We start from the raw sequence: 19,383 nt of genomic DNA, 5'->3' as shown, positions 1-19,383 counted from the left end.
CGGGGCGAGCGGAGCGACGGGGAATGCGCCGGGCGAGCGGAGCGACGGGGAATGCGCCGGGCGAGCGGAGCGACGGGGAATGCGCCGGGCGAGCGGTAGGCACGTGTCACGGCTGTGCAACGACGTCCGAATGCGACGCGCCAATCCACGGCTCGGGGGTGACGAGCACTTACGCTGGGTTTCGTGACCAGTACCTCACACGATCCGCGCGCCTGGCAACGGCCCGGTGGCCTCGAAGGCTCGGCCGAGCGCCCCGCGTCGGCCCGCCTGGTCGACCCCGAGGACGACGTCCCCTCGACTCCCTACTCCGGCGACATGGCGACCACCGCCATACCGCGCTACGAGGCATCGCCGCCACAGCAGCAGTCCCCCTTCCAACTCCTTGGCGACCCGGAACCGCTGCCGTACGTGCAGCCGCACACCCGGCACGCCGTGAACCCCGCCGAGCCGGTCGAGATCGGTCCCGACCCGATGGTCGACGACCGGGTGCGTTCCGCGGGCAAGCGCGGCACCCAGGACCTCGGGCTGATGCTGCTGCGCGTGGGCCTCGGCGCGCTGTTCATCGCCCACGGCCTGCAGAAGGCCTTCGGACTCTGGGGTGGCCAGGGTCTCGGCGGCTTCGAGCAGTCACTCGCCGACCTGGGTTACCAGCACGCGGGCATCCTGACCTACGTCGGCGCGGGCGCCCAGATCGTCATTGGCGCCCTGCTGGTGCTCGGACTATTCACCCCGCTGGCCGCTGCGGCCGCGGTGGCCTACCTGGTCAACGCGCTGCTGGCCGCGGTCGTCGCGCAGCCCGAGGGTGGGCACTTCCCGTTCTTCCTGCCCGACGGCCACGAATACCAGGTGGTGCTGCTGGTGCTCGCCGCCGCGCTGTGCCTGACCGGCCCCGGCCTGTACGGCTTCGACGCCGGCCGGGGTTGGGCTCGGCGCCCCTTCATCGGGTCGCTCGCCGCGCTGCTGCTGGGCATCGGCGCGGGCGTCGCGGTGTGGGCGCTGCTGAACGGCGTCAACCCGCTCGCCTGAGCCGGGTGGAACCGGGTCAGTCGTAGGGGTTGGGTACCCGACCGCCGCTGGCCTCGGTCAACTGGGGCAGCGTCGTGAAGGTCACTGCAGGCAGGCGGACCGCCGACCCGTCCTTGAGTCGGGCCAACGCCCACGACCGCTTGTCGAACTGCAGACCGTCGACGTCACCCCACGGCACGGTCCTGCTGCCGAACAACGTTCTGGCGGTCACGGTGTCGCGGTCGGCGATCGTGCGGTAGCGGAAGACGGCCACGCCCGCGATCAGAGGCACGATCAGCAGGGCGGTACCCCACACCGGCAGGGCCATCACGATGCTCAACAGGGCCACGGTGAAGAACCCGACCGCCAGCAGTGCCGTCGGCGCAATCCTGATGACCACGGGCTTTGCTGCCGCGCTCGCTTCCGGCGCAGGCTTCTTCCGATTCACCCGACCATCCTCCCACTACGGGCGGAGGACCGGAATTTGACCTTTGACCAGTGCGAGGACTACCGTCACCGCTATGCAGATCTTCGGCATTCTCGTAGTAATTGGTTCGCGCGTTGGTGCGTAACCAGACTGACTGACCAGTCGGGAGCTACGAACACCGACGCGCACCCTCGTACAGCGGAAGCTGACGGGGGTTTTTTGTTGCCCCAGGAACGCACGACCCGATATCAGGACTGAAGAGGACACCGTGAGCGCACCCACCACGCGACCGCCGGCATCCACGCACCGCAGCAGCGGCGCGCCAGCCGTCCCCACCGCATCCGCACCGCAGCCGAGAAAGGTTGCCCCCGTTCAGATGACGGGTGCCCAGGCGGTCATCCGCTCGCTCGAGGAACTCGACGTCGACGTGATCTTCGGCATCCCCGGCGGCGCCGTGCTGCCGGTGTACGACCCGCTGTTCGACTCGGTGAAGCTGCGCCACGTGCTGGTCCGTCACGAGCAGGGCGCAGGCCACGCCGCGAGCGGTTACGCCCACGCCACGGGCAAGGTCGGCGTCATGATGGCGACGTCGGGTCCCGGCGCGACCAACCTCGTCACCCCCCTGGCCGACGCGCAGATGGATTCGATCCCCGTGGTCGCGATCACCGGACAGGTCGGTCGCGGGCTCATCGGCACCGACGCCTTCCAGGAAGCCGACATCTCGGGCATCACGATGCCGATCACCAAGCACAACTTCCTCGTCCGCGAGGGCGACGACATCGCGCGGGTGATCGCCGAGGCGTTCCACATCGCGAGTTCGGGTCGCCCCGGCGCCGTGCTGGTCGACATCCCGAAGGACATCCTGCAGGGGCAGTGCACGTTCAGCTGGCCGCCGGTGATGGACCTGCCGGGCTACAAGCCGAACACCAAGCCGCACAGCAGGCAGATCCGGGAGGCCGCCAAGCTCATCGCGGCCGCCGGCAAGCCGGTCCTCTACGTCGGCGGCGGGGTCATCCGCGGTGACGCCAGCGAGCAGCTGCTGGAATTGGCCGAGCTGACCGGGATCCCGGTCGTCACCACGCTGATGGCCCGCGGTGCGTTCCCCGACAGCCACGAGCAGAACCTCGGCATGCCCGGGATGCACGGCACCGTCGCCGCGGTCGGCGCGCTGCAGAAGAGCGATCTGCTGATCGCGCTCGGCACGCGCTTCGACGACCGGGTAACCGGGCAGCTGTCGTCGTTCGCGCCGGAGGCCAAGGTGATCCACGCCGACATCGACCCCGCCGAGATCGGCAAGAACCGTCACGCCGACGTGCCGATCGTGGGCGACGTCAAGGCCGTCATGACCGACCTGGCCGAGGCGTTGCGTCGGGACGGAACGTCCAAGGACACGCTGGATCTGGAGGACTGGTGGAAGTACCTGAACAACGTCCAGGCCACCTATCCGCTGAGCTATGACCCGCAGAGCGACGGCAGCCTCAGCCCGGAGTACGTCATCGAGACGCTGAGCCGCATCGCAGGTCCGGACGCGGTGTACGTCGCCGGCGTCGGTCAGCACCAGATGTGGGCGGCGCAGTTCGTCAAGTACGAGAAGCCGCGCACCTGGCTGAATTCCGGTGGTCTCGGCACCATGGGCTACGCCGTGCCCGCGGCGATGGGCGCCAAGTTCGCCCGGCCGGAGGCCGAGGTGTGGGCCATCGACGGTGACGGCTGCTTCCAGATGACCAATCAGGAACTGGCGACCTGCGCGGTCGAGGGTGCGCCGATCAAGGTGGCACTCATCAACAACGGCAACCTGGGCATGGTGCGGCAGTGGCAGACGCTGTTCTACGGCGAGCGCTACAGCCAGACCAACCTGTCCACGCACAGCCACCGCATCCCCGACTTCCTCAAGCTGGCCGAAGCGCTGGGCTGCGTCGGATTGCGTTGCGAGCGAGCCGAAGACGTCGAGGACGTCATCAACCAGGCGCGGGCGATCAACGACCGTCCGGTGGTCATCGACTTCATCGTCGGCGCCGACGCCCAGGTGTGGCCGATGGTGGCCGCAGGTACGGGCAACGACGAGATCATGGCGGCGCGCAACATCCGCCCGCTGTTCGACAACGAGGATCAGGTGTAGTGATGAGCGCTTGCGCGAAGAACCAAGGAGTCGCACGATGACCACCACCATCCACACCCTCTCGGTCCTCGTCGAGGACAAGCCCGGCGTGCTCGCCCGCGTCGCGTCGCTGTTCTCGCGCCGCGGCTTCAACATCCAGTCGCTCGCGGTCGGCGCCACCGAGCAGAAGCACCTCTCGCGGATGACGATCGTCGTCGCCGTCGACGACTTCCCGCTGGAGCAGATCACCAAGCAGCTCAACAAGCTCGTCAACGTGATCAAGATCGTCGAGCAGGACGAGGACAACTCGGTGTCGCGTGAGTTGGCACTGATCAAGGTCCGTGCCGACGCGGCCACCCGCGGTCAGATCATCGAGGCGGTGAACCTGTTCCGCGCGAAGGTGGTCGACGTGTCGGCGGAGTCGCTGGTCGTCGAGGCCACCGGCACGCCTGGCAAGCTCGAGGCGCTGCTCAACCTGTTGGAGCCCTACGGTATCCGCGAGATCGCGCAGTCCGGCATGGTGACGTTGGCCCGCGGGCCGCGCGGCATGGTCACCACCAAATAGTCTTCAGTTACGGAAGAGAAAAGGAAATATCAAGTGGCAGTAGAGATGTACTACGACGACGACGCGGACCTGTCGATCATCCAGGGACGCAAGGTCGGCGTCATCGGGTACGGCAGCCAGGGACACGCGCACTCATTGAGCCTGCGCGACTCCGGCGTCGAGGTGAAGGTGGGTCTCAAGGAGGGCAGCAAGTCCCGGGAGAAGGTGACCGAGCAGGGCCTCGAGGTCGACACCCCCGCCGAGGTCGCCAAGTGGGCCGACGTGATCATGCTGCTGGCGCCCGACACGGCGCAGGCGGAGATCTTCTCGACCGACATCGAGCCGAATCTCGTGGCGGGCAATGCGCTGTTCTTCGGCCACGGCCTGAACATCCACTTCGACCTGATCCAGCCCGCCGCCGACATCACCGTCGGCATGGTGGCGCCCAAGGGGCCCGGCCACCTGGTGCGCAGGCAGTTCGTCGACGGCAAGGGCGTTCCCGCGCTGATCGCCGTCGACCAGGACCCCAACGGTGAAGGGGAGGCGCTCGCGCTGTCCTACGCCAAGGGCATCGGCGGCACCCGGGCCGGCGTCATCAAGACCACGTTCAAGGAGGAGACCGAGACCGATCTCTTCGGCGAGCAGGCCGTGTTGTGCGGCGGCACCGAGGAACTGGTCAAGGCCGGGTTCGAGGTCATGGTGGAGGCCGGCTACGCCCCCGAGATGGCCTACTTCGAGGTGCTGCACGAACTGAAGCTGATCGTCGACCTGATGTACGAGGGCGGCATCGCACGGATGAACTACTCGGTGTCCGACACCGCAGAGTTCGGCGGCTACATCTCCGGCCCGCGCGTCATCGACGCCGATACCAAGGACCGGATGCGCGCCATCCTCAAGGACATTCAGGACGGCAGCTTCGTGAAGCGGCTCGTCGCGAACGTCGAGGGCGGCAACTCCGAGCTCGAGGGTCTGCGCAAGCAGAACGCCGAGCACCCCATCGAGGTCACCGGCAAGAAGCTGCGCGACCTGATGAGCTGGGTCGACCGGCCGATCACCGAGACCGCTTAGCACCACCACGTCTTCGGCGCGTTCCGGGAGCAACCGATGCTCCTGGAACGCGCCGAACTCGTTGGCGGGTCAGTCCTTGAGAGGGTCGTGACCCCAGTTCATCAGCGAGTAGCGCCAGTGCGTGTCCTCGACGTCACCCTTGGGGCGCTGGGCGGAATGGCGGTGGACGTACCCGACGACCTTGCGCATGTGGGCGTAGTCGTCGTCGGACAGGTCTGACTTCTTGGCCTTGAGCAGCTCGATGATCCGGCGTCCGCTGGCGTGCCCCGTCGACTCGCCGCCGCCGTCGGACTTCTGCCCGACGTCCTTCGATTCGTCTGTCTCGAGCCACTTCTCGAGTTCGCTCGCGGTCATGTTGACCGCGTCGTGGAACTCCTTGGCCGTTCCGTCGTGGTCGTCGTCCTTGCCGGCCATCTCGCGCCTCCCTACTCGGCGGTCGCGTCACGCCTCTCGCGACGGCGACGTCGCAACGCGAATACCCTCTCGGCGTAGACCAAATCATCGCGCCACAACCGTGCCGCCGAGTACCGCATGAGCGGTGTGATCATCGGCGCGACGCCCAGCGCACGGGCGAATCCCGAGCGGTCGGAGTACGCGACGACGGCCTCGATGACCGCGGTACGCGGCAGCCCGTCGGGCCCGGGTGCCAACGGCGTGGCGTGAGTCTCGACGACGCTGCCGCTGCCCTCACCGTCGACGATCTTCATCAGGATGGTCCTGGGCTCGGGGCTGATGAACTCGGCGATCACCGGGACGCCGAGCCGACCGATGCGGAACGTGACGGCCACCGCGAGCGCGTCCTGATCGACGGGGAGTTCGTCGGCGATCGGCGGCGAACTCAGCACTTCGAGCTGGGTGAACGAGTAGGGGTGGAACCAGGATCCGTGCCAGGGGTCGAGGCGGTTGGCGATGACGTCGGCGGGCTCGCAGGTGCCGACGAGTCGGGCGACGGCGGCGATGCTCGGCTGCGGCGGGCGGTGGGTGATGATCGGCTCGTCGGTGGGCTCTTCGCCGCCGATGCGGTCGAGGCGAACCCAGGCGAGCACGCCGTCGTCGTGCGCCGGGTAGGGCTTCCACCCGGCCTCGCGGCGGCCGGACAGCCGCAGCCCGTGCCAGGGGCAGATGAGCGTGCCGCATTCGACCCGGCCGGTGGACAGGTCCGCCCCGAGGTGGGGACACTCGGCCGGACCGACGTGCAAATCACCGGCGTCGTCGCGCCAGGCCACCAGTTCCTCCCCGGCGACGTTGGCGGCGAACGGCTGTCGGCCGACGTCCGTGCTGGCGGCGAAGACGTACCAGTTGCCGCTGGGCCGGCTCTGCGAGCGGCGCAGCGCGGACTGGATCAGCGCGGGGGACGCGTCGCGGTAGGTCGGTTCCTGAGCAGCCCAGCGCAGCTGCGGCAGCACCTGGAACGGCGACGCCTTGGCCACCCGGGTGCGCAGGGTGCGGAACGCGGTCACGGCGCGTCCGCGAGGAAGGTGTGCACGACTCCGCTCTGCCACCCGGGCATCGTCTCACTGCGGACGTTGACGAATCCGTTGCGCTGCAGACGATCCCGGAACGCGGTTGCGCCGTCGAAGCGGTTCACGCTGTCACGCAGGTAGCGGTAGAGGCTCGCGTCACCGGTGCGCAGTTTGCCGAACGGGATGATGATCGCGGTGCTGACGGCGTTCCACGTGATCTTCGCCCTTGGCGAGTCGCGGACGGAGTACTCGTGTACCGCCAGGGGCGCACCGGGCCGCAACAGCCTGCGGAACTCGGCAAGGGTGGCGTCCGGGTCGTCGAGGTTGCGGATCAGGTACGCGGCGAGGATGCCGTCGAACGGTCCCTCGATGCCCACCTCGGCCAGCTGCTCCACGTAGGAGTGGACGAAGCGCACGGTCGACGGCCACTCCTTGGCGCGGGCCTGTTCCAGCATGCCCGCCGACCCGTCGACGGCGACGATCTCGGCGTGCGGGGCCACCGACAGCAGTGCGGCCGTGGACAGGCCGGTGCCGCAGCCCGCGTCGAGCAGGCGGAGCCCGCGGCCACCGTCGGGCAGCGCCATGCGCTCCGCCGAGAGCCGAAGGTGTTCGTTGTAGCCGGGATTCGCTCCGACGAGGGCGTCGTACGACTTCGCTCCCGGATCGAATGCGACCGGTACGTCACGACGAACGTTCATGGTGTCCTCCTTGGGTTGCCGCGCCCCTTCACGCTGCCACAGTGTGGTGCACCGTCACGACCCCCGTCCGGCGCGCCGGGCGCGCCAGGCTCGGGTCAGCCCCGTCGCAGCCACCGCGAAGCGGCGCCGCTTGCCGACGGTGGCTCGCTCGTTGAACACCGCGAAGTCGATCTCCTCGATGCGATCGAGGATCTCGGAGTACAGCGTGAGCGCGGCGCTGACGCAGGGCCGGGACCGCGGCGCGAGCATGGCGATGCCGCCTTCGGCGTAGTCGTACACTCGCCGCGCGGCCTCGTGCTGCTCGGCCAGTGCGCGACGGACGCGTTGGTCGGTGCGCTTGTTGTCGTGGCACCACGTCAGCACCTCGCGGTCGACGCCGTGCACGGCGAGTTCGTCGGCAGGCAGGTACACGCGGCCCCGCACGAGGTCCTCGTCGACGTCGCGCAGGAAGTTCGTGAGCTGGAATGCCGTGCCCAGCGCGGCGGCGTACGGGGCTGCCTCCTCTCGGGTGCCGAGGGTGCCGAGGACCGGGAGCATCTGCAGCCCGATCACCTCGGCCGACCCGTACATGTAGCGGCCCAGCGCCGCCCGGTCCGGATAGTCGGTGATCGTGAGATCCATGCGCATCGACTCGAGGAAGTCGTCGAACAGTTGCCAGTCGAGGCCGTACTTGCGCGCCGTATGGGTGACCGCAGTCAGCGTGGGATCGTCGCCGGAGTCCACGTTGTCGACGAGCCGCTTGAACAGGTCGGTGGCCAACCCCTGCAATCGGTTCGCGCGCTCGTCGATACTCGCCGCGCTGAAGTCGTCGAGGATGTCGTCGGCATGCCGGGCGAAGCCGTAGAGCGCATGCACGGCCGGGCGCTGCTCGGGTGCGAGCAGCCTGGTCGCGAGGAAGAACGTGCGGCCGTACTGCGCGTTGATAGCACGGCACCTGGCATAGGCGTCGCGTAGTTCGGGATCGCGCACCCCCGCGGCGTCCAATTCCGAACTGATCACGACGTCACCGTCCGAATCTGCCTACCCTCAGCCGCGACACCGGTGACCCGGTCGGCCGCGAGGCGCCCGGAGATGATGGCCGTCGGCACCCCGACACCGGGAACGGTCGACGATCCGGCCAGCACCACGTTGTCGATGCCCCGCACGACGTTGGCCGGGCGGAACGGGCCGGTCTGGGCGAAGGTGTGCGCCAGCGCGAACGGCGTTCCCGCCGCCATGCCCTGCCTGGCCCAGTCCGCGGGCGTGATGGTGTGCAGGAGTTCGGCGTCCAGCCCCACGCCGGGCAGCCTGCGGGTGACGACGTCGAGCATGCGGTCGACGTAGTCGGAGCCGGTGCGATCCCAATCCATCGTTCCGACCTCGGTGTTCGGCGCCGGGGCGAGGACGTAGAGCAGGTCGCGGCCGGCCGGTGCGAGACCGGGCTCGCTCGCCGTGGGGCGGGTGACCAGCAGCGACGGATCACCCATCACGCGGCCGTCGTCGATGATGTCGGTGAACGTCTGCTTCCAGGCGTCGCCGAAGACGATGGTGTGGTGCCCCGCGGACTCCATTGCCGCGCCCTCGACGGCGCGGCAGCCGACGTGCGCCACGACGGCCGACGGTGCAGGACGCACCTTGAGCAGCCTGCGGGGAGTCCGGCCGAGGAGCCGGTAGGTGTCGGGCAGCTCGGTGGTGAGCACCACGGTGCCCGCCTCGATCCGCCGGCCGTCGGCGGTGCGCACGGCGGTGATGCGGTCCCCGCTGCGTTCCAGCTCCGAAACCGTTGCGTCGTAATGAAATTCGACCCCTGCGTCGACGGCTGCGGCCGCCATCGCGTCGGGGAGCGCCCGCATGCCGCCCTCCGGGAAGTAGACCCCGGAGACGGTGTCCATGTAGGCGATCACCGCGTAGACGGCCAGCGCCCGCTGCGGCGGAACGCCTGCGTAGAGCGCCTGGAAGGTGAAGACCCGCACCAGGCGTTCGTCGCTGATGAACTTGCGCACCATGGTGTCCCAGTTGCGGAACGCGCCCATCGCGAGCAGTCGCGCCAGCTGGGGGGTGACCAGGTTCAGCGGCGAATCGAAGTTCGAGGAGATGAAGCCGTCGAACTCAGTGCTGTAGAGCCGCGTCAGCCACTCGCGCAGCCGAAGATAGCCGCGGGCCTCGTCGGGACCGGAGAAGCGGGTGATCTCCGCGGCCATGAGATCGGCGTCGGCGTACACGTTGAGCGTCGACCCGTCGGCGAACGACGCGCGGTACGCAGGGTCGACGCGGTGCAGCGTCAAACGCGCCGCCATGGACTCGCCGACCGCGGCGAACGTCTCGTCGATGATCTCGGGCATCGTCAGCACCGTGGGCCCCGTGTCGAGGAGGTACCCGCCGATGTCCGCCCGGCCCACGCGCCCGCCGGGATGGCTCCCGCGTTCCACGACCGATACGGCGCGACCGCGGCCGGCCAGGTGCAACGCGGCGGACAATCCCGCAAGGCCCGCACCGACGACCACGACGCGTCCGCTGCCGCCACCCACCGTGCGCATCAGGACGTCCGCAGCGTCGTCGAGGGGACTGTCTGCCGATGGTGGCCCGTATTCAAGCGCATCTCGTTTCTCGTCGCCCGCCGTTTCGCGGCGGGATACCCGCTCGGTCGGCAGTGAATCGGCGAGCAGTGACCCGTAACGACTACGTCATCCGCTCCCCGCGACACCCCGGCCATGATGTCTCCAGCCAATCACGACCAGGGACGTTCGGGAAACGATCGGCCCGGGGAATTCAGCGAATGGAAAGAACTGCTACGGCGCGAGCGCGGGCATCTCGGTGATGCCGAACTCGCGGCGCAGCACGGAACGCGCGGCGTAGAAGCCGGCCATGCCGTGTACGCCCGTGCCCGGTGGAGTGGCCGACGAGCACAGATAGGCCCGTGGAATGGGCGTCGTCCACGGGTCCAGCCGCAGGGTCGGGCCGATCATCGCCGCGAACAGCGTCGCCCCGCCGACGATGATGTCGCCGCCGACGTAGTTGGCGTTGTGACGGGACATCTGCGCGGCAGGTACGCACCTCGAGGCGACGACGAGGTCGCAGAAACCCGGCGCGGCACGTTCGAACATGGCCGTGACGGTCTCGGTCAGGTCGGCGGTCGAATTCGCGGGGACGTGCGAGTACGTCCACAGCGGGCGACGACCGCGCTCGTCGATGCGAGACGGGTCGGCGACGTGGGGCTGCGCGGACAGCGTCATCGGCCATTCGGCGTGGCGCCCCGCAGCGATCTCGCGCTCCGCGAGTGCCATCTGGGCTCGGGTGCCGCCCATGTGCACCGTCGGCGCCTGCCCGACGCGCGGGTCGGTCCACGGAATGTCACCGGACAGCACGAAGTCGATCTTGCACACACCGGGTCCGAATCGGTACCGGCGCAACGCCTTTGCGTACCGCTCCGGTACGGCGGTGCCGTAGACGTCGAGCAGCGCGGTCGGCGCGGTGTCCCACACCACCACGCCCTCGGGCGGCGTGGTGACGGGCTCGCCGAGCACCAGTTCGCCACCGTGGGCTCGCAAGTCCGAGATCAGCGCGTCCGCAATGGTTTGCGTTCCGCCCACCGGCACGGGCCAGCCCGCGGTGTGGGCGACCGTGCCGAGCATCAGCCCGGCACCGCTGTTGACGGGCGACGGCATCCGCGAGATGGCATGCACGCCAACGCCGGTGAACAGCGCGCGGGCGTCGTCCCCGCGTAGCAGGCCCCACGCCGGGCTGCCCATGGCCAGCACCCGAAGCCCGGTGCGCACGGTGGTGACCAGATCGGGTGGCAGCGAGCGCTTGTCGCCGAGGAAGAAGCCGAGTACGCCGTCCACGTGGTCGGCCAGCGGTCCGAACAATCGCCGCCAGGACGCGCCGTCGTCGAGTTCCGAGCAGGTCCGCTCCAGCGAGCGGTACGCCACCGCCGCGGAACGGCCCGGCAGCGGGTTCGCGTACGAGATGTCTGGCGCCACCAACTCGACGCCGCGGGCGGCCAGGTCGAACTCGGCGAAGAACGGCGACGCCACCCCCAGCGGGTGAACGGCCGAGCAGACGTCGTGCAGCACGCCGGGGTACTCCGGGTCGGGAAGGGTCCGCGCACCGCCGCCCGGGGTGGTTTGGGCCTCGATCACCCGGACTGACAGGCCGGCGCGAGCCAGGATGACGGCTGCGCTCAACCCGTTGGGTCCGCTGCCGACGACGGTGACGTCCACGTGTTCACTCTCCCCGGGTCGCTTCGCTCCTGCCCGCCGGATCCTTCCCCGGGTCGCTTCGCTCCTGCCCGCCGGATCCTTCCCCGGGTCGCTTCGCTCCTGCCCGCCGGCGTCCATTTCCAGCCCATTACTCTTACCGCGTGAGTCTTCCCGTGGTACTGATCGCCGACAAACTGGCTTCTTCGACCGTCGACGCACTGGGTGACCAGGTCGAGGTGCGCTGGGTCGACGGGCCGGACCGGCCCAAGCTGCTGGCCGCCGTGCCCGACGCCGATGCGCTGCTGGTGCGCTCGGCCACCACCGTCGACGCCGAGGTACTGGCCGCGGCGCCCAAGCTGAAGATCGTCGCGCGGGCGGGCGTCGGCCTCGACAACGTCGACGTCGACGCGGCGACCGCCCGCGGCGTCCTTGTCGTCAACGCGCCGACGTCCAACATCCACAGCGCCGCCGAGCACGCGCTGGCCCTGCTGCTGGCGACCGCCCGGCAGATTCCGGCCGCCGACGCGACGCTGCGTGAGCACACCTGGAAGCGCTCGTCGTTTTCGGGCACCGAGATCTTCGGCAAGACCGTCGGCGTCGTCGGACTCGGCCGGATCGGTCAGCTCGTCGCGCAGCGGCTCGCCGCGTTCGGCGCACACATCACCGCCTATGACCCGTACGTGTCGCAGGCCCGCGCCGCCCAGCTCGGCATCGAACTGCTGACGCTCGACGAGTTGCTCGCTCGCGCCGACTTCATCTCCGTGCACCTGCCGAAGACCAAGGAGACGGCGGGACTGCTCGGCAAGGAGACGCTGGCCAAGACCAAGCCCGGCGTCATCATCGTCAACGCCGCCCGCGGTGGGCTGATCGACGAGCAGGCGCTCGCCGACGCCATCACGAGCGGTCACGTCCGCGGTGCGGGGCTCGACGTGTTCGCCACCGAGCCGTGCACCGACAGCCCGCTGTTCGAGCTGCCGCAGGTCGTCGTGACCCCGCACCTCGGTGCGTCGACCGCCGAGGCGCAGGACCGGGCCGGTACCGACGTCGCCGCCAGCGTCCGGCTGGCGCTGGCGGGGGAGTTCGTCCCCGATGCCGTGAACGTCGGTGGCGGCGTCGTGGGTGAGGAGGTCGCGCCGTGGCTCGACCTCGCCCGCAAGCTGGGCCTGCTGGCCGGCGCGCTGTCAGCCGAACTGCCCACCAACCTGTGCGTGCAGGTGCGCGGCGAACTGGCTTCCGAGGAAGTCGGGGTGCTGCGCCTGTCGGCGCTGCGCGGGCTGTTCTCCGCCGTCATCGAGGACCAGGTGACGTTCGTCAACGCACCCGCGCTGGCCGCCGAGCGCGGCGTCGAGGCAACCATCGACACCGAGTCGGAGAGCCCGAACCACCGCAGCGTCGTCGACGTTCGTGCCGTGGCCGCCGACGGATCGTCGGTCAACGTCGCAGGCACGCTGTCCGGCCCGCAGCAGGTCGAGAAGATCGTGCAGATCAACGCGCGCAACTTCGACCTGCGCGCCGAGGGCGTCAACCTGATCATCAATTACAGCGATCAGCCAGGGGCACTTGGCAAGATCGGCACGCTGCTGGGCGGCGCCGGCGTCAACATCCTCGCCGCGCAGCTGAGCCAGGATGCCGACGGCGACGGCGCGACGATCATGCTGCGGCTCGACCGTCGGGTCGACGCGGACGTGCTCTCGACCATCGGCGCCGAGGTCGACGCCGCCACGCTGGAACTGGTGGACCTGTCGTGAGTTCTCCGTTGAAGCTCGCCGTGATCGCCGGTGACGGCATCGGACCGGAGGTCATCGCCGAGGCGCTCAAGGTGCTCGACGTGGTCCTGCCGGGAACCGAACGCACCGAGTACGACCTCGGTGCGCGCCGCTATCACGCCACCGGCGAGACGCTGCCCGAGGGCATGGTCGACGAGTTGCGGGGCCATGACGCAATCCTGTTGGGCGCCATCGGCGATCCGTCCGTGCCCAGCGGCGTACTCGAACGCGGCCTGCTCCTGACGCTGCGCTTCCAGCTCGACCACCACGTCAACCTGCGTCCCTCCCGGCTGCTTCCGGGGGTGGACAGCCCGCTGGCAGGCAACCCGCCCATCGACTTCGTCGTGGTCCGCGAGGGCACCGAGGGTCCGTACACCGGCACCGGTGGCGCGATCCGCGCGGGGACTCCGCATGAGGTGGCCACCGAGGTCAGCCTCAACACCGCATTCGGTGTCGAGCGGGTCGTGCGCGACGCCTTCGCCAGGGCGACCAAGCGGCGCAAGCACCTCACGCTGGTGCACAAGACCAACGTCCTGTCGTTCGCCGGCAGGCTGTGGGCCCGCATCGTCGACGAGGTGGGCCGCGAGTTCCCCGACGTCGACGTCGCCTATCAGCACATCGATGCCGCAACCATCCACATGGTGACCGACCCTGGCCGGTTCGACGTGATCGTGACCGACAACCTGTTCGGCGACATCATCACCGACCTTGCCGCAGCCGTGTCCGGGGGCATCGGGCTGGCCGCCAGCGGCAACATCGATGCGACGGGCACGAACCCGTCGATGTTCGAGCCGGTGCACGGCAGTGCGCCCGACATCGCGGGTCAGGGGATCGCCGATCCGACGGCGGCCATCATGTCGGTGGCACTGCTGCTCTCGCACGTCGGTGAGGACGCTGCCGCAGCGCGCGTCGACGCAGCCGTCGAGCAGCATCTCGCGACCCGCGGCACGGAGGCCCAGTCGACGTCGGCGGTCGGCGACCGGATCGTGTCGCTCCTCTAGACGACCACTCTTTCGTGCACCGATTCGACGGTGTAGAAGTGCGGGTCGAACCCGTCGGCCAGTTCGGCGGCCGCTTGCATGTGCACGCGTGCCGTGGGGTCGGCCTGCATGGCCGAGAAGGCCTCGGCGCTCGCCCACTGGGCGTAGTTGACGACGCGCGTGCCGTCGGTGCTGACGTGGATGTTCGCCGAGACGAAGCCCGGCAGGTGTGCCATGACCTCCTCGGTGGCGTCGGTGAGCAGCCGGGCCAGTGCGTGGGCGCGGTCCGGCGCCACGGTGAAGACGTTGATCAGGGTCGCGTGGCTGGATTGGGTCGTGATGGTCGTCATCGTTCTCCTCTGTCAGGTTCCTTACACCGACGATGGTAGACCCGATGTAAGGTTCCTGTCATGTCCGTGTTGGAGCCGAAGCCGAAGTCGAAGCCAGACGTCGAGGCGGGCGCGGGTTATCTGATCAAGCGAGTACAGCAGTCGCTGCGGCGGCAGTGCGACGCCGCACTGCGTCCGACCGGCCTGTCCATGGCGCAGTACGTGGCGTTGCGCGCACTGGCCGACCATCCCGATGCGTCGGCGGCCGAGTTGGCAAGGCTCTGCTTCGTCACCCGGCAGTCGCTGCAGGACCTGCTCGCGGGCCTGCGCACCGCGGGCCTCATCCGCAACGCGACGACGCAGACCCACGGTCGCACCACGGCGTTGGCGCTCACGGACGCCGGCCGCACGCGCCTGACCGCCAGTCACGATGCCGTCCTCTCGGTCGAGGAGTCGATGCTGAACGGGTTGACCGATCTCGCGCGAGATCGATTGTGTGAATCGTTGGCCCGGTGCGCGGAGAACCTCGAGGCGTCGTGACCCGGCTGCGCGCAGCGGTCACGCTGACCCATCAGTGCTGGCTGTTCGCCGTCGGTTCGGCGTTCTTCGCTCTCGCCACCGCACCCGGCCTCGCCGACGCCGCGGGGGAGACGGCAGCCAATGCGCTGTGCTTCGTGGGGTCCTGGTTCTTCACCAGCGCCGCGTGGGTTCAGCTGGTGCGGTCAGGTCCCGAGGGAAGCCTGCAATGGCAATCTGCCGCAACGCAATTCGTCGGTACCGTGCTGTTCAACGTCAGCACGGGCGCCTCGGTCTGGGCGCACCGCGCGATCGCCGAACGCGGCTTGGTCTGGGCGCCGGATGCCGCCGGCTCGGTGGCATTCCTCGTCAGCGGGGTGCTCGGCGTCGCCGCGCTCACCGCCGGGGCGGGCGCCTGGCGGCCGAGATCGACTGACTGGCAGTCGACGTGGATCAACATGGCGGGCTGCGTCGCGTTCGGGTTGAGCGCGCTCGGAGCGTTCGTCCGCGCGTCCGGCGTCACGGCCGACGAGGCGCTTGCCAACGCAGGCACGTTCGTCGGCGCGCTGTGCTTCCTGGCGGCCGCACTGCTGCCGCTAGGTCCGCGGCCCCGTCGGCGGTGGGGCAGCATCGAGCGCGCGTAGCGGATCCCGGCCGACCGGGACTAGGGGAACGGCCAGCAGCGGGAACACCGCGCACAACGCGAAAGCCAGCGGGAAGCCGGCCGCGGCGATCAGCGCGCCGAACGCCGGCGGCGCCACCGCCGTCGCGAACAGTTGACTGGTGTTCTGGGTGCCGAGTGCGCGACCGCTCCAGAACGGCCCCGCGATCTCGGCTATCGCGGTGAACGCCAATCCGTTGTCGGACACCGTGATCACTGACGCGACCACCATCACCGCAATCGACACCGGCGAACCCAGTAGATCGGTCAGCGCCAACAGCCCCATGGCGATCGCGGCGCCGATCGCGATCGTGCGCACCGGATGCAGACGTGAACCCACCTTGTCCGACCAGCGGCCCGCGGCGATCCTGCCTGCGGCACCGAGCACTTGGGCCGCGGTGACCATCGCGCCCGCAGATGCGGCCGACCACCCGCGGTCGGTCATCAGCCACACCAGCGTGAACGTCCAGAGCACGCCCTGGGGTATGACGAGCAGCACCGAGGCGGCATGGATCCGCCAGAGTGTCGAGGATCCGCGGTACGGATTGACCAGATCCCCGGTCGGCGCCTCGGCGCGCGGTGGCCGCGGCGGGTCGACGACGCCGACGGCGCTGACGATGGCGGCCACCGCGCACGCGATGGCGGGGAAGAGCAGAGCGGCTGCGATACCGCGGGATTCGGCCAGTTGCGGCATCACCAGCGCGCCGACTCCTACTCCGAGCGGCTGAGCCGTCTGCCTGATCCCCATGACGAGACCCCGCTGGTGCGGCGGAAACCACCCGACGACGAGGCGCCCGCTCGCCGCGTTGCTGCCCGCTGCGGCCATACCGCCAAGGAACAGGAAGGCGCCGACGGCGAACAGTGAACTCGTTGACGCCGCGGCGAATGCGGCGGCCGCCGTGAGTGCCGACCCGACGGCGAGCACGAAACGTTCACCGAGCCGGTCGACCACCCAGCCCCAGGCGATGAGCGTGACGACCATGCCGAAGCTCGGCAGTGACGACACCAGGCCCGCTTCCGCGAGATCGAGACCACGGTCTCGGTGCAGCGTCGGGATGAGGAAGGCCACGCCGTTGATGAACACGTTGGCGCACAACGTCGCGGCCAGGCCGATCGCCAGCATCGACCACCGTCGGGTGGTTCCGATGGAGCTGGCGGTCATGGCTGCCATCGTCGCACGGCGATCCCAGCATGCTGAATAGTGATCCCGAATGATGAGATTCACTGAGCTGCGGACCCGTCGTCCGGCACGGCATACCGGCGATTAAGCTGGTCGAATGCGCCTAGGTCGAATCGCTAGTCCCGACGGTGTCGCCTTCGTCACCATCGAAGGAGACGTCACCACCCCCGACGGCGCGACGGCGCGTGAACTCGCCGAGCATCCGTTCGGCACACCCGAGTTCACGGGCAGGTCCTGGCCCTTGGCCGACGTGCGGCTGCTCGCGCCGATCCTCGCGAGCAAGATCATCTGCATGGGCAAGAACTACGCCGCCCACGCCGAGGAGATGGGGGGAGTGGCTCCCGAGGACCCGGTGATCTTCCTCAAGCCCAACACGGCCATCATCGGACCGAACGTGCCGATCCAATTGCCCGCCGACGCGAATCCGGTGCACCACGAAGGCGAACTCGCCATCGTCATCGGGCGGCCGTGCAAGGACGTGCCCGCAGCCCGCGCGGCGGAGAACATCCTCGGTTACACGATCGCCAACGACGTGTCGGCGCGAGACCAGCAGCGCAAGGATGGGCAGTGGATGCGGGCCAAGGGTCACGACACCTTCTGCCCGGTCGGGCCGTGGATCGAGACGGACGTCGACCCCTTCAACCTCGATCTGCGCACCGAGGTCAACGGCACTGTGCGCCAGAGCAGCAACACCTCGCTGATGATCCACGACGTCGGCGCCATCGTGGAGTGGGTTTCTGCGGTCATGACACTGCTGCCCGGCGATCTGATCCTCACCGGTACGCCCGAGGGAGTCGGTCCGATCGAGGACGGGGACACCGTCGCCATCACCGTCGAGGGCATCGGCACGCTGTCCAACCCCGTTGTCCGCAAGGCGAAGTGATGTCGGACAACGAACGCACGACGCCGGTCCGCGTCCGGTTCTGCCCGTCGCCCACCGGAACTCCCCACGTCGGGCTGGTCCGCACCGCCCTCTTCAACTGGGCCTATGCGCGGCACACCGGTGGCACCTTCGTCTTCCGCATCGAGGACACCGACGCGGCCCGTGACAGCGCCGAGAGCTACGCAGCCATCCTCGATGCGCTGCGGTGGCTCGGTCTCGACTGGGACGAGGGCCCCGAAGTCGGCGGGCCGTATCCGCCGTACCGACAGTCCGAGCGCAGCGAGATCTACCGCGACGTGATCGCCCGGCTGCTCGAAGCCGGCGAGGTCTACGAGGCCTACTCGACGCCCGAGGAGGTCGAGGCGCGACACGTCACCGCGGGCCGAAACCCGAAGCTGGGCTACGACAACTACGACCGCACGCTGAGCGACGAGCAGCGGGCGGCGTTCGCCGCCGAGGGACGCAAGCCCGTACTCCGGTTGCGGATGCCCGATCAGGACATCGGGTGGACCGACCTGGTACGCGGCCCGGTGAGCTTCCCGGTGGGCACGGTGCCGGACTTCGCGATCACCCGCGCCAGCGGAGACCCCCTCTACACGTTGGTCAACCCGGTCGACGACGCGCTGATGAAGATCACCCACGTGCTGCGCGGGGAGGACATCATGCCGTCCACCCCGCGCCAGATTGCGCTGTACCAAGCGCTCATCCGGATCGGCGTCGCCGAACGCGTCCCGGAGTTCGCACATCTGCCGAGCGTGCTCGGCGATGGCAACAAGAAGCTCTCCAAGCGCGACCCGCAGTCGAATCTGTTCCTGCACCGCGACCGCGGATTCATTCCCGAAGGGCTGCTCAACTATCTGGCGCTGCTCGGGTGGGGCATCGCCGACGACCACGACCTGTTCAGCCTCGACGAGATGGTCGCGGCGTTCGACGTCCGCAACGTCAACTCCAACCCGGCGCGCTTCGACCAGAAGAAGGCCGACGCGATCAACGCCGAGCACATCAGGCTGCTGCCGGTCGAGGACTTCACCGCACGCCTGCGGGACTACTTCGTGGCGCATGGCCACGACACCGGACTCGACGATGCCGGGTTCGCGACGGCCGCCGAGCTGGTGCAGACCCGGATCGTGGTGCTCGGCGACGCCTGGGGCCTGTTGAAGTTCCTCGACCATGCATCGTTTGGACTCGACGAGAAGTCGGCGGGCAAGGAGTTGCGTCCCGAGGCGGTCGCGGTACTCGACGCCGCGGTGGCAGCGCTGGAGTCCGTTGGCGAGTGGACCACGCCCGCGATCGAGGAGGCGCTGAAGTCGGCGTTGATCGACGGTCTCGAACTGAAGCCGCGCAAGGCGTTCGGCCCGATCCGGGTGGCGGCCACGGGGTCCTCGATCAGCCCGCCGCTGTTCGAGTCGCTCGAGTTGTTGGGCCGTGAGCGCAGTCTCGACCGGCTGCGAGCAGGCCGCGAGTACGCCGGCGGGGAGGCGTGAGATTGAGGCCCGAGAATCTTTGGTAGTCTGCCTGTCGGCCGGAGAACGGCGCGCACGCGGTGGCCACCGCGACGTGACGAGCTTCGAAATGTGCCTCTGACCA

The 19,383-nt window shown here is 69.0% G+C and carries 19 protein-coding genes; 10 read left to right on the top strand and 9 right to left on the bottom strand.

The features are described 5' to 3' along the window. Positions 1-183: 183 nt before the first annotated feature. Positions 184-1,026 (top strand): DoxX family protein, encoded by an 843-nt coding sequence (locus LOK44_RS26635; RefSeq protein WP_237573092.1) that lies wholly within the window; start codon positions 184-186, stop codon positions 1,024-1,026. 16 nt (positions 1,027-1,042) lie between these two features. Here the strand turns inward: LOK44_RS26635 and LOK44_RS26630 are convergent, their stop codons facing one another. After that, positions 1,043-1,453 (bottom strand): PH domain-containing protein, encoded by a 411-nt coding sequence (locus LOK44_RS26630; protein WP_237573091.1) that lies wholly within the window; start codon positions 1,451-1,453, stop codon positions 1,043-1,045. Positions 1,454-1,700: 247 nt separating this feature from the next. On the opposite strand from LOK44_RS26630, the gene LOK44_RS26625 reads away from it, so the two are divergent. Genes LOK44_RS26625 through ilvC form a run of 3 tightly spaced genes read left to right on the top strand, consistent with a single transcriptional unit; the run spans position 1,701 to position 5,142 of the window. Continuing rightward, positions 1,701-3,551: an acetolactate synthase large subunit gene (locus tag LOK44_RS26625; RefSeq protein ID WP_237573090.1), complete on the top strand. Its 1,851-nt coding sequence runs from the start codon at positions 1,701-1,703 to the stop codon at positions 3,549-3,551. A gap of 37 nt (positions 3,552-3,588) precedes the next feature. Continuing rightward, the gene (gene ilvN / locus LOK44_RS26620; RefSeq protein WP_163918257.1) at positions 3,589-4,095 is read left to right on the top strand and encodes an acetolactate synthase small subunit; all 507 of its coding nucleotides are present in this window, start codon (positions 3,589-3,591) and stop codon (positions 4,093-4,095) included. A gap of 45 nt (positions 4,096-4,140) precedes the next feature. Continuing rightward, positions 4,141-5,142 (top strand): ketol-acid reductoisomerase, encoded by a 1,002-nt coding sequence (gene ilvC, locus LOK44_RS26615; RefSeq protein ID WP_237573188.1) that lies wholly within the window; start codon positions 4,141-4,143, stop codon positions 5,140-5,142. 69 nt (positions 5,143-5,211) lie between these two features. Here the strand turns inward: ilvC and LOK44_RS26610 are convergent, their stop codons facing one another. The 6 genes from LOK44_RS26610 to LOK44_RS26585 form a co-directional block, all read right to left on the bottom strand. Next, entirely contained in the window at positions 5,212-5,556 is a 345-nt protein-coding gene (locus LOK44_RS26610; protein WP_237573089.1) for a DUF3140 domain-containing protein, read from the bottom strand. An 11-nt stretch (positions 5,557-5,567) separates the two neighbouring features. Further along, positions 5,568-6,602: a DUF5914 domain-containing protein gene (locus LOK44_RS26605; protein WP_237573088.1), complete on the bottom strand. Its 1,035-nt coding sequence runs from the start codon at positions 6,600-6,602 to the stop codon at positions 5,568-5,570. Continuing rightward, positions 6,599-7,303 (bottom strand): class I SAM-dependent methyltransferase, encoded by a 705-nt coding sequence (locus tag LOK44_RS26600; RefSeq protein ID WP_237573087.1) that lies wholly within the window; start codon positions 7,301-7,303, stop codon positions 6,599-6,601. Before LOK44_RS26600 ends, LOK44_RS26605 begins: the two co-directional genes overlap by 4 nt. A 54-nt stretch (positions 7,304-7,357) precedes the next feature. Then, positions 7,358-8,302 (bottom strand): phytoene/squalene synthase family protein, encoded by a 945-nt coding sequence (locus LOK44_RS26595; protein WP_237573086.1) that lies wholly within the window; start codon positions 8,300-8,302, stop codon positions 7,358-7,360. Beyond that, positions 8,299-9,819: a phytoene desaturase family protein gene (crtI, locus tag LOK44_RS26590; RefSeq protein ID WP_237573085.1), complete on the bottom strand. Its 1,521-nt coding sequence runs from the start codon at positions 9,817-9,819 to the stop codon at positions 8,299-8,301. Before crtI ends, LOK44_RS26595 begins: the two co-directional genes overlap by 4 nt. Before the next feature lie 252 nt (positions 9,820-10,071). Then, the gene (locus tag LOK44_RS26585) at positions 10,072-11,502 is read right to left on the bottom strand and encodes a phytoene desaturase family protein (protein ID WP_237573084.1); all 1,431 of its coding nucleotides are present in this window, start codon (positions 11,500-11,502) and stop codon (positions 10,072-10,074) included. Between the two features lie 140 nt (positions 11,503-11,642). On the opposite strand from LOK44_RS26585, the gene serA reads away from it, so the two are divergent. Both serA and LOK44_RS26575 read left to right on the top strand, forming a co-directional pair. After that, positions 11,643-13,229, top strand: coding sequence for a phosphoglycerate dehydrogenase (gene serA, locus LOK44_RS26580; RefSeq protein ID WP_237573083.1), 1,587 nt, complete (start codon positions 11,643-11,645; stop codon positions 13,227-13,229). A gap of 8 nt (positions 13,230-13,237) precedes the next feature. Continuing rightward, the gene (locus LOK44_RS26575) at positions 13,238-14,248 is read left to right on the top strand and encodes a 3-isopropylmalate dehydrogenase (protein WP_237573187.1); all 1,011 of its coding nucleotides are present in this window, start codon (positions 13,238-13,240) and stop codon (positions 14,246-14,248) included. On the opposite strand, the gene LOK44_RS26570 is transcribed toward LOK44_RS26575, so the two are convergent. Beyond that, on the bottom strand, positions 14,245-14,577 hold the full coding sequence (locus tag LOK44_RS26570; RefSeq protein ID WP_237573082.1) for an antibiotic biosynthesis monooxygenase family protein: 333 nt from the start codon (positions 14,575-14,577) through the stop codon (positions 14,245-14,247). The two genes, LOK44_RS26575 and LOK44_RS26570, sit on opposite strands and share 4 nt — an antisense overlap. A 60-nt stretch (positions 14,578-14,637) precedes the next feature. Between LOK44_RS26570 and LOK44_RS26565 the strand changes: the two genes are divergently transcribed. Both LOK44_RS26565 and LOK44_RS26560 read left to right on the top strand, forming a co-directional pair. After that, positions 14,638-15,096: a MarR family winged helix-turn-helix transcriptional regulator gene (locus LOK44_RS26565; RefSeq protein WP_237573081.1), complete on the top strand. Its 459-nt coding sequence runs from the start codon at positions 14,638-14,640 to the stop codon at positions 15,094-15,096. Then, entirely contained in the window at positions 15,069-15,716 is a 648-nt protein-coding gene (locus tag LOK44_RS26560) for a hypothetical protein (protein WP_237573080.1), read from the top strand. The genes LOK44_RS26565 and LOK44_RS26560 overlap by 28 nt, the downstream gene beginning before the upstream one ends. Here LOK44_RS26560 and LOK44_RS26555 read toward each other — a convergent pair. Beyond that, entirely contained in the window at positions 15,669-16,895 is a 1,227-nt protein-coding gene (locus tag LOK44_RS26555; RefSeq protein ID WP_237573079.1) for an MFS transporter, read from the bottom strand. The genes LOK44_RS26560 and LOK44_RS26555 overlap by 48 nt on opposite strands. A gap of 115 nt (positions 16,896-17,010) precedes the next feature. Between LOK44_RS26555 and LOK44_RS26550 the strand changes: the two genes are divergently transcribed. After that, positions 17,011-17,796 (top strand): fumarylacetoacetate hydrolase family protein, encoded by a 786-nt coding sequence (locus tag LOK44_RS26550; RefSeq protein WP_163918246.1) that lies wholly within the window; start codon positions 17,011-17,013, stop codon positions 17,794-17,796. Then, positions 17,796-19,280: a glutamate--tRNA ligase gene (gene gltX, locus LOK44_RS26545; protein ID WP_237573078.1), complete on the top strand. Its 1,485-nt coding sequence runs from the start codon at positions 17,796-17,798 to the stop codon at positions 19,278-19,280. The genes LOK44_RS26550 and gltX overlap by 1 nt, the downstream gene beginning before the upstream one ends. Positions 19,281-19,383 lie beyond the last annotated feature (103 nt).

Source organism: Mycolicibacterium lacusdiani (assembly GCF_021916785.1).
GTDB classification, from domain to species: Bacteria; Actinomycetota; Actinomycetes; order Mycobacteriales; family Mycobacteriaceae; genus Mycobacterium; species Mycobacterium lacusdiani.
The sequence above is the reverse complement of the archived record's forward strand: the minus strand, read 5'-3'. Positions and strand labels throughout refer to the sequence as shown.

What these genes read in the sequence shown, in the direction of transcription:
- ilvN (WP_163918257.1), top strand. Translation starts at nt 3,589, where the DNA reads ATGACCACCACCATCCACACCCTCTCGGTCCTCGTCGAGGACAAGCCC.
- ilvC (WP_237573188.1), top strand. Translation starts at nt 4,141, where the DNA reads ATGTACTACGACGACGACGCGGACCTGTCGATCATCCAGGGACGCAAG.
- LOK44_RS26610 (WP_237573089.1), bottom strand. Translation starts at nt 5,556, where the DNA reads ATGGCCGGCAAGGACGACGACCACGACGGAACGGCCAAGGAGTTCCAC.
- LOK44_RS26600 (WP_237573087.1), bottom strand. Translation starts at nt 7,303, where the DNA reads ATGAACGTTCGTCGTGACGTACCGGTCGCATTCGATCCGGGAGCGAAG.
- crtI (WP_237573085.1), bottom strand. Translation starts at nt 9,819, where the DNA reads ATGCGCACGGTGGGTGGCGGCAGCGGACGCGTCGTGGTCGTCGGTGCG.
- LOK44_RS26570 (WP_237573082.1), bottom strand. Translation starts at nt 14,577, where the DNA reads ATGACGACCATCACGACCCAATCCAGCCACGCGACCCTGATCAACGTC.
- LOK44_RS26565 (WP_237573081.1), top strand. Translation starts at nt 14,638, where the DNA reads ATGTCCGTGTTGGAGCCGAAGCCGAAGTCGAAGCCAGACGTCGAGGCG.
- LOK44_RS26555 (WP_237573079.1), bottom strand. Translation starts at nt 16,895, where the DNA reads ATGACCGCCAGCTCCATCGGAACCACCCGACGGTGGTCGATGCTGGCG.
- LOK44_RS26550 (WP_163918246.1), top strand. Translation starts at nt 17,011, where the DNA reads ATGCGCCTAGGTCGAATCGCTAGTCCCGACGGTGTCGCCTTCGTCACC.
- gltX (WP_237573078.1), top strand. Translation starts at nt 17,796, where the DNA reads ATGTCGGACAACGAACGCACGACGCCGGTCCGCGTCCGGTTCTGCCCG.